Source organism: Scleromatobacter humisilvae (assembly GCF_023231945.1).
GTDB lineage: Bacteria > Pseudomonadota > Gammaproteobacteria > Burkholderiales > Burkholderiaceae_C > Scleromatobacter > Scleromatobacter humisilvae.
In genome coordinates this window covers 215,263-231,872 of the sequence record NZ_JAJLJH010000007.1, presented here as the reverse complement: position 1 = coordinate 231,872, position 16,610 = coordinate 215,263, and the positions used below count along the sequence as shown (strand labels likewise).

Genomic DNA, 16,610 nt, shown 5'->3' with positions numbered 1-16,610 from the left:
CGAGGGGTATCCTCGCCCTCATGAAACCGATCCGCCTGTTGATCATCGCCGGCAGCGAGCGCGCCGGCTCCTACAACCGCAGCCTCGCCCGTGTGGCGGCGGCCGCCGCGCGGCGCGACGGCTGCGAGGTCACCGAGCTCGACCTGCGCGCGCTCGCGCTGCCGATCTACGACGGCGACATCGAATACGGCCCGGGCGTGCCGCCGGCCGCGCTGCAGCTGCGCGACGCGCTGCTCGCGCACGATGCCCTGCTGCTCGTCACGCCCGAATACAACGCCTTCCCGACGCCGCTGGTGCTCAACGCCTTCGACTGGTTGTCGCGCATCTCGGCGAGCGCGCCGGGCGGCGGCGGCAAGGAGGCCACGGCCAACAAGGCGGCCGCGCTGCTGTCGGCCTCGCCCGGCCCGCTCGGCGGCCTCCGCTCGATGAACCTGCTGCGCCAATACCTCGGCGGCGCGTTCCAGATGATCGTCGTGCCGCAGCAGTTCGCGCTCGGCAAGGCGGGCGAGGCGTTCGACGAGGCCGGCGCGTTGAAGGATGCGAAGGCGATGCACGGCGTGCAGGGCGTGCTCGACGCCGTCGGCGACCTGGCGACGGCCCTGAAGCCGCGCTGAGGCCGCGCGCCGGCGCGGCCGGCCACAATGCGGCATGGCCAAGAAACCCGTCAGCCCGCCCGTCTTCCTGCGGCCGCCCGCCTTCGGCGCGGTGCCCGCGCTGGATCACCTGATGGCGCAGGCGCAGGCGCTCCAGCACGCCGGCCGCGCCGGCGAGGCCGAGCGCGTCTACCGCGAGGTGCTGCGCCGCGAGCCGCGGCATGTCGACGCGCTGCACTCGCTGGGCATGCTGGCGTTCCAGGTGGGCCATCCCCAGATCGCCGCCGACCTGATCGGCCAGGCGCTCGCCGTCGACCCGCACGATGCCGTCGTGCACGGCAACCTCGGCTACGTGCTGCACGTGCTGGGCCGCCACGACGAGGCGCTGCAGAGCCTGGAACGCGCGCTGGCACTGCGGCCCGGCATGCTCGAGGCGCTGAACAACCGCGGCAACACGCTCAGTGCGCTGGGCCGGCACGAGGAGGCCATCGCGTCGTTCGACCGTGCGCTGAGCGTGAGGCCCGATTACGTCGAGGCCGCCTACAACCGCGGCAACGCGCTGCACGCGGCCGGCCGGCTCGTGCAGGCGCTGGCCGCCTACGACGCGGTGATCGCCGCCCGCGCCGACATTGCCCAGGCGCACAACAACCGCGCCCGCGTGCTGCAGGATCTCGGGCGCCAGGACGAGGCGCTGGCCGCCTACGAGCGCGCCGTCGCGCTCGCGCCGACCTACGCGCAGGCCATCGCCGGCCGGGGCACCGCGCGCCTCGCGTTGAAGGATGCGGCCGCGGCGCTGGCCGATTTCGATGCGGCGCTTCGCATCGATCCGCAACACGCCAGCGCGCACGAGGGCCGCGGCGGCGCGCTGTTCGCGCTGCGCCGCTGGGGCGACGCGGTGCCGGCGTTCACGCGCTGCCTCGAGATCGCCCCGACGCGGCTGGACGCACGCCTGCAGCGCGGCAACGCCTTGCACGAACTGCGCCGCCACGAGGACGCCATCGCCGACTTCGACACCGTGCTGGCCGCGACGCCCGGCGTCGCCGGCGTCGCCTGCAATCGCGGCAACGCGCTGCTGGCGTTGAAGCGCTACGACGAGGCCGCGCTCGCGTTCGAGCGCGTGCTGGCGCTCGATACCGCGTATCCGTATGCGCTCGGCAAGCGCGTCCACGCGCAGATGATGGCCTGCGACTGGCGCGGCCTCGACGCGCTCGTCGCGCAGGTGCACGCCGGCGTCGAACACGGCCGGGCCGTGATCGAGCCCTTCGCCTACCAGGCCATCGCCGCCGATCCGATGTGGCTTCGACGCTGCGCGGAGCTGTTCGCGGCCGACCAGTTCCCGCCGCAGGCCGCGCTCGTCGCGCCGGGACAGCGCCTGGGCAACGCGAGGATCCGGGTCGGCTACCTCGCCGGTGAGTTCCGCAACCAGGCCACGTCCATCCTCGCGGTGGAGCTGTTCGAGTTGCACGACCGCCAGCGCTTCGAGATCGTCGCGTTCGACAACGGCTGGGACGACGGCAGCACCGTGCGCCGCCGCATGAACTCTGCGTTCGACGAGGTCGTCAGCATCGCGGCGCTGCCCGACGACGAGGCCGCGCGCGCCGTCGCCGATCGCCGCATCGACATCCTGGTCAACCTCAACGGCTGGTTCGGCCTCGGCCGCACCGGCGTGTTCGCGCGCCGGCCGGCGCCGGTGCAGGTCAACTACCTCGGTTTTCCGGGCACGCTGGGCGCGCCGTACCTGGACGTCATCGTCGCCGATGCGCAGACGATCCCGGCCGGCGAGGAGGGCGCCTACGTCGAGCGCGTGGTCCGCCTGCCCCACAGCTACCAGCCCAACGACCGCCAGCGGGCGATCGGCGCGCCGACCACGCGCGCCGAGCAGGGGCTGCCCGACGACGCCGTCGTGTTCGCGTGCTTCAACAACACGTACAAGATCACGCCCGAGACCTTCGCGTCGTGGATGCGCATCCTCGCCGCGGTCGACGGCAGCGTGCTGTGGCTGCTGCAGGACAACGACGCGGCCACGCGCAACCTGCGCGAGGCCGCGTCGTCGCACGGCATCGCGGCCGGGCGGCTTCATTTCGCGCCGCGCATCCGTCTCGATGACCACCTCGCCCGCCACGCCTGCGCCGACCTGTTCCTCGACACACTGCCCTACAACGCGCACACCACCGCCAGCGACGCGCTGTGGGCCGGGCTGCCGGTGCTGTCGTGCCGCGGCACGAGCTTCCCGGGCCGCGTCGGCGCGAGCCTGCTGCACGCGCTGGGCGTGGCCGACGAACTGCTGGTGGACGACGTCGCCGCGTTCGAGTCGCGCGCCATCGAGCTCGCGCGCGACCAGGCGCGCCTCGCGCACGTGCGCGAGCGTCTCGCCCGCGCGCGCACGACCGCGCCGCTGTTCGACACGCCGGCCTGCTGCGCGGCGCTCGAACGCGCCTACGAGGCCATGCTGGTCGGCTAGCGTTCCTTGCGCAGCTGCAGCACCTGGGTCGCCACCATGTGCGACATCACGGCGGCGACCTCGTCGGCGTCCAGCGTCGCGTCGTCGACCAGCAGCTCCTGCGCCGAATACATCACCTCGATCCCGAGCCGCGACACGAGACGCACGCGCGCCTCCGGCACGCCGGGATACGCGGACGCGAACGCGGCCACCACCAGGCCGGTGACGTGCTCGTGCGACTCGATGCGCACCGGCGCCAGCGACGGCACCGCGCGCAGTGCGCGCGTGATCCACTCGCCGGCGATCGCCTGGCGCGTCATCGCCAGCGTGTCGAGGAACAGCTCCCGGATGCGCTGCTCGAACTTCGCGGCCGGAAGCCGCATCGTTGCCGGCGTCGCCCATTTCTCGAGCAGCTCGTTCTGGCTCATCATGAGGCGCACGCCGAGCTCCGCGAGCACCGCGTACTTGTTCGGGTAGTAGCGGTAGAGCGCCGGCGGCGACAGGCCGGCGCGCTCGCAGATCAGGTTGGTGGACAGCCGCTCGATGCCGACCTCGCCCAGCAGGTTGGCTGCGGCGTCGAGGATGCGCTCGCAGGTCTCCAGCGCGCGCGTCTGCGTCGGGTCGCGCTTGCGGTCCAGCTCCACGCCGCTGGCTGCGGGTGGCGGCGCGTCGTCGGAGGCCTTGGATTTGCGCGGCATGAAGGGGTCGAGGGTGGGTCGGGCGGGGGGCAGTGTATCCACCGTGTAGGCAATGGCACGGGCGGCCAATACAGTAGCCATGACTATGGTGTTCCCGGTTTGCTTTCTCCAGTACAGGGAAAGCACCAACGCCATCAACGGTAGCCATTGCTATCTTTTGACCTGTCGCATCAGCGAGGCCTCGCCATGCATCCGCTCCGCACGTCCCATCGCCTGCTCGCTCTCGTCGTCGCCGTTGCCGGCGCGCTGGCCGCCTGCAGCAAACCCGCGTCGGACCCGAACACGCGCGCCGGCGACCTGCCGGTGGACGTCGACTTCGGCAAGAAGCTGCAGGGCCAGCTGCTGGACGCCAAGCCGGGCACGGTCGTCGAGATCCCGGCGGGCCGCTGGCATCTCGACCGCGGGCTGTCGCTGCGCGTCAACGGCGTCACGATCCACGGCGCGGGCATGGACAAGACCATCCTGTCGTTCCGCAACCAGGTCGCCGGGCCCGAAGGCCTGCTGGCGCAGGCGAGCGACTTCCGCATCGAGGGCCTGACGATCGAGGACACCAAGGGCGACGCGCTCAAGATCAACAGCGGCGAGAACATCACGATCCGCGACGTGCGCGTGCGCTGGACGGACGGCCCCAAGACCAGCAACGGCGCCTACGGCCTGTATCCGGTCAAGACGAAGAACGTGCTGATCGAGAACTCGCAGTCGTTCGGCGCCGCCGACGCCGGCATCTACGTCGGGCAATCGCGGAACGTCGTCGTGCGCGGATGCCGCGCCGAGCAGAACGTGGCGGGCATCGAGATCGAGAACACGATAGACGCCGACGTGCACGACAACGTGGCCACCGGCAACACCGGCGGCATCCTCGTCTTCAACATGCCCAACCTGTCGCAGCCGGGGCACAGCACGCGCGTGTTCCACAACAAGGTCGACGCCAACAACACCGGCAACTTCGGCGCCAAGGGCACGGCGGTCGCCAGCGTGCCGGCCGGCTCGGGCGTGGTCGTCAACTCGAACTCGCTGGTGGAGATCTTCGACAACGACGTCACCAACAACGCGACGGCCAACGTCATCATCTCCAGCTACTACTCCACCGGGTATGCCACGACGAAGGGCGTCCAGCCGGGCTACGACCCGTACCCGCGCGGCATCGCCGTGCACGACAACCGCTTCGCTGGCGGCGGCGACTCGCCCGACGGCATGGACCTGAAGGTGCTGAAGACGGCGATGTTCGGCCTCAACGGGCACTTCCCCGACGTGCTGTGGGACGGCTACGTCGACCCCGCGCGCGCCGACGTCGCCGAGGAGCGCCTGTGCGTCGACGCGACCGCCTCGGGCGTGCTCAACGCCGACGGGCCGCACAAGTACAAGGATCCGAAGGTGGTGACCGACGCGCTGCGTTGCAAGCTGACGCCGCTGTCGCCGGTCACGCTGGTGCCGCCGGTCGGCGTGGCCGCTTCCGCCGCCGCAGCCTGATCCCGTCCGATGCGCCTGCGCCTCGCCCTCGTCGCCGTCATGCTCGCCGCGCTCGCGGCTTGCTCGCGCGCGCCGGCGCCGGTGAGCTTCATCGCGGACGGCCGGCCCGAGCACCTGTCCGACTGGCACGTGCTCAACGTGTCCGGCGGCCGCCTCGCGCCCAACGCCGGCGTGCTGCCGTACGACCTCGTCACGCCGCTGTTCAGCGACTACGCGCACAAGCTGCGCACCGTGTGGATGCCGGCAGGGGTACCGGCGACATACAGCGCGGAGCAGGCCTTCGACTTCCCGGTCGGCACCATCCTGTCCAAGACCTTCTACTATCCGCGCGCCTCCGGCGACGCCGTCCTCAGGACCTACGACGCCGAACCGGGTGCGCCCGCCGCGGGGCTGGATCTGTCGCGCGTGCGGCTGGTCGAGACGCGCCTGCTGGTGCGGCGCGCCGACGGCTGGACGGTGCTGCCCTACGTGTGGAACGCCGAGCAGAGCGAGGCCCAGCTGCAGCGCACCGGCGACGAGAAGGCGCTGGAGCTGGTCGACGCGCAGGGCCACGGCGAGAAGTTCACCTACGTCGTTCCCAACGAGAACCAGTGCGCCTCGTGCCACGTCACCAACCTCAGGAACGGCGCGTTCACGCCGCTGGGGCCGAAGGCGCGCAACCTGAACCGCACGCTGGCCTACGCGGACGGCCCGCAGAACCAGATAGCGCGATGGGTGCGCGCCGGCTTCCTCACGGGGGTGCCCGCGGGCGACCTGCCGCGTGCGGCCGACTGGCACGACGCGCAGGCGCCGCTCGCCGACCGCGCGCGCAGCTACCTCGACGTCAACTGCGCGCACTGCCACCAGACGGGCGGCACCGCGAGCAACACCTCGCTGCGGCTCGACGCGCTCGGCCCCGCCGATTGGTCTCTCGGCCTCTGCAAGCCCTCGGTGGCCGCCGGCAAGGGTACGGGTGACCGTATCCACGACATCGTGCCGGGCAAGCCCGACGACTCCATCCTGCCGTTCCGGCTCGCGAGCACGGAAGGCGGCGTGATGATGCCCGAGCTGGGCCGCAGCACCGTGCACCAGGAAGGCGTGCAGCTGATCCGCGACTGGATCGCCGCGATGCCCGGACATTGCCAGAACGACGTTCCCCTGAAGGACTGACATGCAACGACTTCCCGTCCGCCACCTGAGCTCCATCGCCCTGGCCATCACCGCGCTCGCGAGCGCGGGCGCGCACGCGCAGGCGGCCGCGCCCGACGCCGCGGCGTCGGCGCCGGCCGACGACGTCCAGACGGTCACCGTCACCGCGCAAGGCCGCAAGCAGGAAGTCCAGAAGGTGCCCATTGCGATCCAGCTGCTCGGGCCGGAACAGATCGCCAAGGTCGGCGCCGTCAACCTTGCGCAGGTCGCCGACTTCGTGCCGGGCCTGGCGATCGACGCCAGCCAACCCACGCAGCCCAGCTACTCGCTGCGCGGCCTGGGCAACGGCGACTTCGGCATCGGCACCGACGCGCCGGTTGGCGTCTACGTCAACGGCGTCTACACCGGCAAGACCGGCGGCGCGCTGCTGAACTTCAACGACGTCAAGCGCGTCGAGGTGCTCAAGGGCCCGCAGGGCACGCTGTTCGGCCGCAACAGCGCGGGCGGCGCGATCTCCATCGTCACCAACGACCCGGACGGCCAGAACCTGGCCTCGGGCCTCGTGCGCGCCGGCAACTACGGCACCGTGCACGCCGAGGGCGTGTTGAACCGCGCGCTGAGCGAGGACTTCGACCTGCGCATCTCGGCGGTCGGCGAGAAGAGCGATGGCTGGGCCACCAACGCCACCGACGGCCGCAAGAACCCCCAGGCGCACACGTGGGGCACGCGCATGGGCGCGCGCTGGTCGCCGTCCGACGACACCAGCGTCGTCCTGACCTGGGAGCACGAGGACCTGAACGAGCGCCCGCGCCCGATCTGGGCCGCCGGCTCGTTCAACGAGGATCGCTCGGTCATCACCTACATCGATCCGCGCCACGAGCAGCTGCGCAACGATGCCATCGGCGGCGTCGAGTCGCGCCTGTTCAACGGCCTGAACCTTCGCATCGAGCACGAGCTCGGCGACAGGATGACGTTCACGTCGACCACCGGCTGGCGCCACTTCAACTCGGTCAACGTGGAGGACAACGACGGCACCGACAACCCCGCCACGTATCTGTCGACGGGCAACTTCGAGAAGAGCTCGACCTTCGAGCAGGAGTTCCGCCTCAACGGCAAGAGCAGGATGGCCGACTGGCTCGTCGGCGCGAGTTTCTCGACCGAGCACTCGGCGCAGCTGAGCCGGGTCAACACCAACACCACGACGCTCGATCCGGTGCTGGAGCAACTGGTCGACCAGCAATTGATCGCGGCCGGCCAGTCGCCGTTGCCCGGGCCGCCGCTGGGCCTGCTGAACGGCATCGCCGCGGAGGCCGGTGTGCCCGGCTTCGACCTGCTGGGCCAGAGCTGGGAGGAAGGCATGCACAACACGCTGGCCGCGCACTCCGAGGCGCTGATGGCCGACGTGATCTGGCACGTCGGCGACCGCACGAACGTGACCACCGGCGTGCGCTTCACGCAGGACACGAAGAAGTTCAGCTGGTACAGCCCGCTGCGCTCGGCGCCGGGCCTGGATGCGCAGCTGGGCGTGCTGTCGCCCGACTTCTTCAACGCGCTCGTCGCCGCCGGCGCGATCGACCAGCCCACGGCCGACGGCCTGAGCGGTCTGGTGCAGGGCCTGCAGGGCACCAACATCGAGTTCACCAATCCCGAGTGGATGGCGGCGCCGGTGTACTCGAGCAAGACCTGGCACAACACCAGCCCGCGCCTCGTGATCGATCACCAGCTCACGCCCGACACCATGGTCTACGGCTCGGTGACGCGCGGCTACCAGGCAGGCGGCTTCAACTCGGTCAGCACGCAGGCCAACAACGGCCGCTTCGATCCGGAGACGATCACCAGCTACGAGCTGGGCGCCAAGGGCCGCGTCGCGGAAGCCGGCATCACCTACAGCGCCTCGCTGTTCCACTACCTGTTCAAGAACCTGCAGGCCATCACCTTCGTGCAGCCCACCGATGGCGGCGTGGGCCACTACGAGATCACGGTCAGCAACGTCGAGGCCACGGGCGTGGACGGCGAGCTGAACTGGCAGGTCGCCGCGCCGCTGCGCCTGTTCGCCAACGGCGAGTGGATCGACCAGAAGTACAAGGGCCAGACCAACCCGGTCGGCAACGACCTGACGGGCCAGCCCTACGGCACGCCGATGCTGTCGCTGGCCGCGGGCCTCGACGTGACGCTGGCGCTCGCCGGCGGAAAGGCCGACTGGACGCTGCAGGGCAGCCACATCGGCGCCACCCGCTGCAACGCCGATTCGGCGACGCAGGGCAGCTGCCTGTCGACGCCCACGTACCGCGTCGGCGAGGCGCACGACCGCGTCGACACGCGCCTGGGCTGGTCGGCGCCGGCCGACCGATGGGGCGTCGCGCTGATCGTCAACAACCTGTTCGACAAGCGCTACGTGACGGGCCTGAGCAACCTGTCCGCGGCCGTCGGCGTGCCCTACACGGCGTCGGTCACCGATCCGCGCAGGTTCCAGATCGAATTCAGCGCCAAGCTGTGAGCCTTGCCTTTCTCGTTGCGCCCGCCTGCCGGCGTCGTTGCGAGATTGTCCTTGGGGGGCGGTGGGAGCCGCCCCCATTTCTTTGCCCGGCGAACCGCGGCTTGCGGCCGCGGTCGCCGTGTGGGGCTCAGTGGCCCAGCAGCAGGTTCAGCGCGGCCTGCGCGTCGATCAGGCCGTAGCCGGTCTTGTAGTTCCACTTCTTGCCGAACGTGTTGACGAAGCTGCCGTTGTACGTGCTGGCGCTCGTCGTCGCAGAGATCGTCGCGCCGGTCGTCCCGATCTGCGGGCTTCCGCCGATCGGATCGGCAAGCTGGCCGAAGATGTTGGTGCCGTCGTTGCGTCGGCCGATGCCGAAGTCCAGCGTGGCGCCTGGCAGGAAGTTCGCGAAGTTGACCGTCAGGACCGACGAGGTGCCGCTGGCGCCGTTGGTCACCGTGAAGCTCGTGACGCTGGGCTTGAGGCCGCCCGCGGGCGGTGCGGTCGCGCCGTTGAACGCGCTGACGACGACGCCCGTGGCCGTGGCCGTGGTCGTCGTGTCGGTCGGGATCGCCGTGGTCTGGTCGAAGTGGATGCCGACGTTGGACAGGTCGATCGTCAGCGTGTTGAGCGTCGAACCGGCCGCGCCGTTGTAGGCCACGCGGAAGAAGTTGTTGTCCGTGCGCGCCCAGCCGCTGGCGCCCACCACGACGGGACCGGCCGTGGCCGACGTGTAGTTGGGCGTCTGGTCCGAGTTGCCCTGCGTGGTGCTGGTCAGCAGATTGCGCACGTCGGCCGGCGCCAGCGTGATGCCGTTGGCCTGGGCGGCGCTCAGCAGCAGGGCGGCCACGCCGGCGGCGTGCGGCGCCGCGGCGCTGGTTCCGAAGAAGTTCGGCCAGCCGTTGCCGTCGAAGTCGTTCGGGCTCGGGTTGCCCGGGCCAGGCGCGGCAGGCGGCGTGTTGCCGGTCACGCCCACCGGCGGGAAGAAGGTCGTGTCCGTGCCGTTGACGGCCGCCAGCAGCGGCTGCTTGCGCGTGATGGGAACGGCCAGGCGCTGGTCGTTCGTGTCGAAGTACTTGACGACCGGGCCGTTCGAGGAGAACTGCTCGACGACCGGATAGATCTTGTGCGTCGGATCGTGGATGTCCGCGACCGGCGAGACGTCGTAGCGATAGGCCGCCACGCCGGTGGCGCCCGCGGCGTCGGGGTGGCCGTGGGTTTCGGGGTTGCTGATCGTGAGGAAGTCGCCGCGCGCCGGCGTGTCGTCCGTCTCGATCGTGTAGCGGATGTGCGTTGCGAGGTCCGGCGTCACGCCGGCGCCGACGCCCGAGGACCGGTTGGTCTTGGCGATGACGATCTTGTACGACGTGGCGGGATTCAGCGCAGTGCCCGGCAGCTCGATCGGCGTGTTCGTGCTGATGTTGTTGGTCTGGCCGCTGCGGGAGGACTGGATGGCCCCCGCGGCGCTGAAGACGAGGATGTCGTAGTCCGTGGTGACCTGCTTGACGCCGCCGACGGTGAGGTTGTACGGATCGTCCCACTGGAACGCGAGGACGCCGGTGGCGTCCGCGTTGGTGCCCGGGATGCGGATGTTCTGCACCAGGATCGGCGTGCCGTCCGGGTTGGTGCCGAAGCTGTGGAACGAGACGATGGCGCCCTTCTCCGCCGCGGTCAGGCCGCTGTAGTTCACGCCCTGCGCGAGGAGGGTGGCTTGTGACGTGGCGCTGTTGGCCACCGGGTTGTAGGTGGCCGTGTAGCCGGAGCTGTCGTCGTTGCCGGCCGAGGAGAAATAGTTCGCGCCCAGCGCGTTGACCTTGTCGACGGCCTTGGCGACCGGGCCGTCGGAGAACATCGGCTCGTCGTAGTAGCCCACGTCGTCGACGATGACCTGGCAGCCGGCCGCCTGCAGCGCGACGATGCCCGCCGCGAAGTCGACCTCGGACACGTCGGCCGTGTAGAACGCGAGGTGCGCCGCCGGCACCAGGTCGTGCACGATCTGCAGCATCGCGCGGCCCTCGTCCTCGACGCCGGTGCTGCTCGTGTAGTCCTTGATGACGTTGACGGGGGTCGTGTAGCCGTTCGGATTGTTCGGCCCCGGCAGGTCGCCGCTGACCTGGTCCTGGGCGTACTTGACGTTGGGGAACAGCGGCGCGTTGCTGGTGCCCGTCCCGGTGGTCTTGAGCTTGTCGAAGCTGTCGGAAATCGCACCGACCGTGATGCCCGCGCCCAGGTAGCCGCTCGCGTTGAGGCCCTCCGTCTTCAGCACGACCGCGCCTTGCGAGGTTGCAACGCCGATGTGATGGCGGGGCTTGACGCTCAGCTGCACGGACCCGACGCCGCGCTTGGCGGCGAGGGTGGAGGCCTGGCTCACCGGCACCCACAGCGACAGCGCGCCCTGGTGATACCAGTCCAGCCGGGCGACGACGGTGGCGCCCAGCGCCTGGTAGTCCTTGACCGCCTGGTCGATCGTGACCGAGCCGTCGAGGTAGACGTCCACGAGGACGCGATCGGCGTCATCGACGCGCGCGCGCTTCATGTCGGCCGCCTTCGCGCGGAAGCTGGCGTGCGGCGTGGTCGCCCTCGCCTCGGCGGTGGCGGCGTTCTGGGTCGGCGCCTGATAGGCCTCCACGAGGTCGCGCAGGCCGAAGGCCATGTTCTCTGGAAGGGCCTTCGGGGCCGAGATGGCGGCGGCCGGCGCGCCGAGGGCCTGCGCGGACACGGCAGCGGCGGCCAGCGCGGCGGCCAGCGGGGTCAGGACGAGAAGTTTCTTGGAAGTCATGTGGCGATCTCCGGTTGAACTCTGAGCATTCGCAAATTCACTGCGCGTCGGGCTTGCCGGCACGGCGGCGGACCGCGGCGAGCAAGGTCAGGCCGGCCGTCAGGCCCAGCCACAGCGTGCCGGGCTCGGGCACGGTGCCGACGGCCGGGGCGATGCCCACGCCTTTCAGCGCGATCGAATAGGCGCCGCCTTCGTTGCTGCTTCCGCCAAAGCCGGTGATCGCCCCTGCGCCGGCCTTGGGCCCGTACACGCCGGTCGCATCGGAGCCATCCGTCCAGCTCGGGAAGATCAGGCTGCCGGCGCTGCTCGGGTCCATGCCCGAGCCGGTGATCAGCAGGTAGTAGTAGCCGGCGGAGAGCCCGGCAGTGAAGGCGTTGCCGGCCGTGATCGAGGATTGCGAGCCGCTGCCGCCCGGGTCGTCGTCGTTCATGACGATGCCGGTGCCGTTCAGGTTGAAGAGGAACAGCTCCGAATCGAAGGAGTTCACGCCCGGCGTGAAGCCGGTCGTCGAGGCCGAGAAGGCGGACGGCGAGCTGATGTAGATCTTGTAGGCATCCCCATCGGTGATGCCCCCCCCGTTCGCGGTCAGGGCGCCGTTGATGGACGTGACCGTGCTGCCGGCGGCGCCGGTGACCGTCTGCACCGTGCCGGTGACGATGTCGCCGGCGTCGCCGACCTCCGTGTAGCTGATGGGGGTGGCAAAGGCCGTACTGGCGGCGGCCAGCGCGAATCCAGCGAGCGCCGCAGCCTTGATCATCTTTTGAGCCATGTTGATTCCGCAGTGTTGAGTGATGGTTGTTCCACCCCTGCGGAAAGCCGGCGACTCGGCCGATCTCGGCGGGGCGAATGCTTCGAGACTGTCCTCTCCCTGTGCCGGACCTGTCCGGCGCGCCTCCTTCTTGTAACGGGCGTTACAAATCTGGCAGGGTGAGCTCGACAGCGCAAGCGGGGCTTCCGCCGCGCCGGCCCCTTGCTCGTGGGATTGTTTTGCTACTGGACAGCAGTGTCGACAGCCCGCGTCACGTGCAGTGGCACGGCGCGGGTGATCGCGAGGGCGACTGTCGGTGCGGCAGCCGGGGCGTTTTCTTTGGCCCGGCAGGCTCACTTGGTGAGCTAGTGCCAACCCAGAATCGGGCTCTGGCGAGTTGCCCCATCCAACTCGGCCTCAGCGACATTTCGCCGAATTTTGCTCGGCCATGGCCGCAATGAGGGAAATCCCCCACGAACTAGGCCCGGTGAAGTCAGCTAACACTTCACTTTCATAGCCACGCGCAAGTCCTTCATTTAGAACGACATTCGCTTGCAGAACGTGGTCTAAGTGCTTGATTTGATTGATTTTTTCGGCGCGCGACGCGTTGACCCACCCTGAGTGATTCGTTAAAGTGCATCAAAGTGCACTTTTGTGGTGGGTTGTGGCATCTCTGATTTTTGAAGGTCCGTCGGCGCTGACGCTGGATGGCAAGGGGCGAGTCTCCATGCCGGCGCGTTATCGCGACGACCTCCAGACATTGTGTGCCGGCCGCCTCACCGTCACCAAGCATCCGCACGGGTGCCTCATGGTGTTTCCGCGCCCGAACTGGGAAACCTTTCGCGAGAAAGTCGCCCAGCTGCCGTTCTCGCAGGTCGGCATCAAGCGCGTGTTCCTCGGCCATGCCGACGACGTCGAGTGGGATGCCACCTTCCGCTTCCTGGTCCGTCCGGAACTTCGCACGTGGGCCGGACTCGACAAGGATGTGACGCTGCTGGGCATGGGCAGTCACTTCGAACTCTGGAACACGCCGGTCTACGCCGCCAACGAAGCACGTCTGGTGCAAGAGCAGCAGGCGACGGGCGCGCTGGACGAGCTCCTTACCTTCTGATCATCGTGGAACACTCGGGGTTGCACACCACCGTCCTGCTCCACGAAGCGATCGACGCGCTCGTGACGAACCCGGACGGCATCTATGTCGACGGCACCTTCGGCCGCGGCGGGCACACGCGCGAGCTGCTGTCGCGGCTCGGGGCCGGTGCGCGCGTGATCGGCATCGATCGCGACCCGGTGGCCGTCGAGGCTGCGAAGACGGGGCCGGATGCCATCGCCGACCCGCGCTTCGAGATCGTGCACGCGAGCTTCGCGCAGCTGCCCGCGGCGCTCGCCGAGCGCGGCATCGGCAAGATCGCCGGCCTGCTGCTGGATCTGGGCGTCTCGTCGCCGCAGATCGACACCCCCGAGCGCGGCTTCAGCTTCCGTTTCGACGGCCCGCTGGACATGCGCATGGACACGACCCGCGGCGAGACCGCGGCCGACTTTCTCGCTCGCGCCGACGAGCGTCACATTGCAGAGGTGATTCGTGACTACGGGGAAGAACGGTTTGCTGTGTCGATTGCAAAGGCGCTTGTTGCTGTCCGCGAAAGCGGCGCTCCCGTGCGAACCACTCGCGAGCTGTCCGCCGTCGTGGCTCGTACGGTCAAGACCCGCGAGCCGAACCAGGATCCCGCCACACGCACCTTTCAGGCTCTTCGGATTTTCGTCAATGCCGAACTCGAGGAGCTCGAACAGGTTCTGAAGAGTTCGCTCGACCTGCTCGACGCCGGTGGCCGCCTGTGCGTGATCAGCTTCCATTCGCTGGAAGACCGCATCGTCAAGACCTTCATCGCCCGCGAAAGCAAGGACGAGATCGATCGGCGCGCGCCGATGGCGCCGCCGTCCTCCTCGCTGCGATTGGCCGCGTTGGGGCGCATCAAGCCGGGCCCGACCGAAGTGCTGACCAACGGTCGCGCGCGCTCGGCGATCCTGCGCGTGGCGGAGAGGTTGTGATGCGCGTCGCCCGGCCGCCCGAAGACGCGCGCACCGCAGCGCGAAGCGCGGAGGCATTCCATGTCTAGCAACTCGCTCATGGTGCGCCTCAACGTCCTGCTCGCGATCGCGCTGATCGTCAGCGGGCTCTATCTCGTGCGCATCAGCTACGAATCGCGCCGCCTGTTCGCCGAGATCGAGAACGCGCACGGCGCGGAGCGCCAGCTCGAGTCCGACCGCCGCCGCCTCGAGGCCGAGCGCCAGGCGCAGGCGACGCACCTGCGCGTCGAGAGCACCGCGCGCACCAAGCTCGGCATGCGCGCCGCGACGCCGGCCAACACGCAGTACGTGGTCGATGCCGGCCTCGCGGCGGCGCCGATGTCGGCGCCGCTCACGATGCCGCCGACCCCGGCCAGCGCCCCCGATTCGGGAGCGTCGCGATGAACAAGCCGAACAAGCCGAACCGGAAGACGCAGCAGCCGTCGCGCGCCCGCGCGGTGAGCAACGTCACGTACGCCAACAGCCCGCTGCTGGCGTCGAAGACGCCGCTGTGGCGCAGCCGCTTCCTGGTCGTGCTCGTGGGCGTGGGCTCGCTGATCCTGATCGGCCGCGCCGCCTACATCCAGATCATCGCCACCAACTTCTACCTGAAGCAGGGCGAGGCGCGCTACGCGCACACGCTCGAGATGCCCGCGAGCCGCGGGCGCATCGTCGACCGCAACGGCCTGCTGCTGGCCACGAGCGTGCCGACGCCGTCGATCTGGGCGATCCCCAAGGACGTCGACGCCGACGCCGGCGAGAAGAAGCAGCTCGCGCAGGCGCTGGGCATGACGGTCGGCGAGCTCAACGACCGCCTCGATGGCAACCCGAACTTCGTGTGGCTCAAGCGCCAGGTCGACGACGGCGTCGGCGCGGCCGTCAAGCAGCTGGACCTGAAGGGCATCCACCAGGTCAGCGAGTTCCGCCGCCGCTATCCGGAAGGCGAGGCCGCGGCGCACGTGGTGGGCTTCACCGGCGACGAGGACAAGGGCCAGGAAGGCATCGAGCTCGCGTACCAGCAGCAGCTGCAGGGCCGCGACGGCTCGCGCGAGGTGGTCAAGGATCGCCTGGGCAACATCGTCGAGAACATCGGCGACCCGCAGCGCCCGATCAACGGCGAGGACATCGAGCTCGCGATCGATTCGAAGGTGCAGTTCTTCGCGTACCAGCGCGTGCGCGACCAGGTCATCGCGCAGAAGGCCAAGGGCGGCAGCGTCGTCGTCATCGACACGCAGACCGGCGAGGTGCTCGCGCTCGCGAACTACCCGAGCTACAACCCGGGCGACCGGCATCACCTGTCGGGCGCGCAGCTGCGCAACCGCGCGCTGACCGACGTCTTCGAGCCCGGCTCGACGATGAAGCCGTTCATCATCGGCACGGCGCTCGAGAAGGGCCTGGTCACGCCGTTCTCGCTGGTCGACGCGACGCCCGGCTCGCTGGTGGTCGGCGGCTTCGCGCCCAAGGATGCCGAGCCCAACGGCATCCTCACCGTGCAGCAGGTGATCCAGAAGTCCAGCAACATCGGCGCCGCGCGGCTGGCGATGAAGCTCACGCCCAAGGAGCAGTGGGAGAAGTTCTCGTCGATCGGCCTGGGCCAGAAGCCGCAGATCAACTTCCCCGGCGTCGTCACCGGCCGCCTGCGTCCGTACAAGACCTGGCGCCCGATCGAGCAGGCGACGATGGCCTACGGCTACGGGCTGTCGGCCTCGCTGTTCCAGCTGGCGCGCGCCTACACGGTGTTCGCCAACGACGGCGTGCTGGAGAACGTGTCGATGCTGCGCCAGGCCGCGCCCGGCCCGGGCCCGCGCGTGTTCAAGCCGGAGACGGTCAAGGAACTGCTGACCATGCTGTCGATGGTGACGTCGCCGGGCGGCACCGCGCCCAAGGCGCGCACGATGGGCTACAGCGTGGGCGGCAAGTCCGGCACCGCGTACAAGGCCGAGGGCCACGGCTACGCGCAGAACAAGTACCGCCCGTGGTTCGTCGGCCTGGCGCCGATCTCGCACCCGCGCATCGTCGTCGCCGTGATGATCGACGAGCCCGGGGCCGGCCTGCACTTCGGCGGCGACGTCGCCGCGCCGGTGTTCAGCCAGGTGGTGTCGCAGACGCTGCCGCTGCTGGGCGTCGCCCCCGACCTCGACGTGCGCACGCAGATCACGCAGGCCAACGTCGTCCAGACACCGGAAAATTGATGACCCCCACGCTCACTCCATT

Annotated in this window: 12 protein-coding genes; 9 read left to right on the top strand and 3 right to left on the bottom strand. The window is 69.6% G+C overall.

Annotated features, from left to right (window positions below; genetic code table 11):
- The first annotated feature begins 20 nt into the window (after window positions 1-20).
- Together LPC04_RS21145 and LPC04_RS21140 are read left to right on the top strand one after the other, a co-directional pair.
- Window positions 21-614: an NADPH-dependent FMN reductase gene (locus LPC04_RS21145; protein ID WP_275684267.1), complete on the top strand. Its 594-nt coding sequence runs from the start codon at window positions 21-23 to the stop codon at window positions 612-614.
- A 34-nt stretch (window positions 615-648) separates the two neighbouring features.
- Window positions 649-3,054: a tetratricopeptide repeat protein gene (locus LPC04_RS21140; protein ID WP_275684266.1), complete on the top strand. Its 2,406-nt coding sequence runs from the start codon at window positions 649-651 to the stop codon at window positions 3,052-3,054.
- On the opposite strand, the gene LPC04_RS21135 is transcribed toward LPC04_RS21140, so the two are convergent.
- The gene (locus tag LPC04_RS21135) at window positions 3,051-3,731 is read right to left on the bottom strand and encodes a TetR/AcrR family transcriptional regulator (RefSeq protein WP_275684265.1); all 681 of its coding nucleotides are present in this window, start codon (window positions 3,729-3,731) and stop codon (window positions 3,051-3,053) included. The genes LPC04_RS21140 and LPC04_RS21135 overlap by 4 nt on opposite strands.
- Before the next feature lie 186 nt (window positions 3,732-3,917).
- On the opposite strand from LPC04_RS21135, the gene LPC04_RS21130 reads away from it, so the two are divergent.
- Genes LPC04_RS21130 through LPC04_RS21120 form a run of 3 tightly spaced genes read left to right on the top strand, consistent with a single transcriptional unit; the run spans window position 3,918 to window position 8,826 of the window.
- Complete coding sequence (locus LPC04_RS21130; protein WP_275684264.1) at window positions 3,918-5,201, top strand: parallel beta-helix domain-containing protein; 1,284 nt, start codon at window positions 3,918-3,920, stop codon at window positions 5,199-5,201.
- A 9-nt stretch (window positions 5,202-5,210) separates the two neighbouring features.
- The gene (locus tag LPC04_RS21125; RefSeq protein WP_275684263.1) at window positions 5,211-6,350 is read left to right on the top strand and encodes an SO2930 family diheme c-type cytochrome; all 1,140 of its coding nucleotides are present in this window, start codon (window positions 5,211-5,213) and stop codon (window positions 6,348-6,350) included.
- A 1-nt stretch (window position 6,351) separates the two neighbouring features.
- Window positions 6,352-8,826: a TonB-dependent receptor gene (locus LPC04_RS21120; protein WP_275684262.1), complete on the top strand. Its 2,475-nt coding sequence runs from the start codon at window positions 6,352-6,354 to the stop codon at window positions 8,824-8,826.
- Between the two features lie 127 nt (window positions 8,827-8,953).
- Here the strand turns inward: LPC04_RS21120 and LPC04_RS21115 are convergent, their stop codons facing one another.
- Window positions 8,954-11,581 carry a S8 family serine peptidase gene (locus LPC04_RS21115; RefSeq protein ID WP_275684261.1) on the bottom strand — a complete coding sequence of 876 codons (2,628 nt, stop codon included), beginning with the start codon at window positions 11,579-11,581 and terminating at the stop codon, window positions 8,954-8,956.
- Between the two features lie 37 nt (window positions 11,582-11,618).
- On the bottom strand, window positions 11,619-12,350 hold the full coding sequence (locus tag LPC04_RS21110; RefSeq protein ID WP_275684260.1) for a hypothetical protein: 732 nt from the start codon (window positions 12,348-12,350) through the stop codon (window positions 11,619-11,621).
- Between the two features lie 655 nt (window positions 12,351-13,005).
- Between LPC04_RS21110 and LPC04_RS21105 the strand changes: the two genes are divergently transcribed.
- From LPC04_RS21105 to LPC04_RS21090, 4 genes are read left to right on the top strand one after another with little or no spacing between them, the layout of a single operon-like run.
- Window positions 13,006-13,440, top strand: coding sequence for a division/cell wall cluster transcriptional repressor MraZ (locus LPC04_RS21105; protein WP_275684299.1), 435 nt, complete (start codon window positions 13,006-13,008; stop codon window positions 13,438-13,440).
- A 20-nt stretch (window positions 13,441-13,460) separates the two neighbouring features.
- Window positions 13,461-14,378 carry a 16S rRNA (cytosine(1402)-N(4))-methyltransferase RsmH gene (gene rsmH / locus LPC04_RS21100; RefSeq protein ID WP_275684259.1) on the top strand — a complete coding sequence of 306 codons (918 nt, stop codon included), beginning with the start codon at window positions 13,461-13,463 and terminating at the stop codon, window positions 14,376-14,378.
- 60 nt (window positions 14,379-14,438) lie between these two features.
- On the top strand, window positions 14,439-14,801 hold the full coding sequence (ftsL, locus tag LPC04_RS21095; RefSeq protein WP_275684258.1) for a cell division protein FtsL: 363 nt from the start codon (window positions 14,439-14,441) through the stop codon (window positions 14,799-14,801).
- Window positions 14,798-16,588 (top strand): peptidoglycan D,D-transpeptidase FtsI family protein, encoded by a 1,791-nt coding sequence (locus tag LPC04_RS21090; RefSeq protein ID WP_275684257.1) that lies wholly within the window; start codon window positions 14,798-14,800, stop codon window positions 16,586-16,588. Before ftsL ends, LPC04_RS21090 begins: the two co-directional genes overlap by 4 nt.
- The last annotated feature ends 22 nt before the right edge of the window (window positions 16,589-16,610 follow it).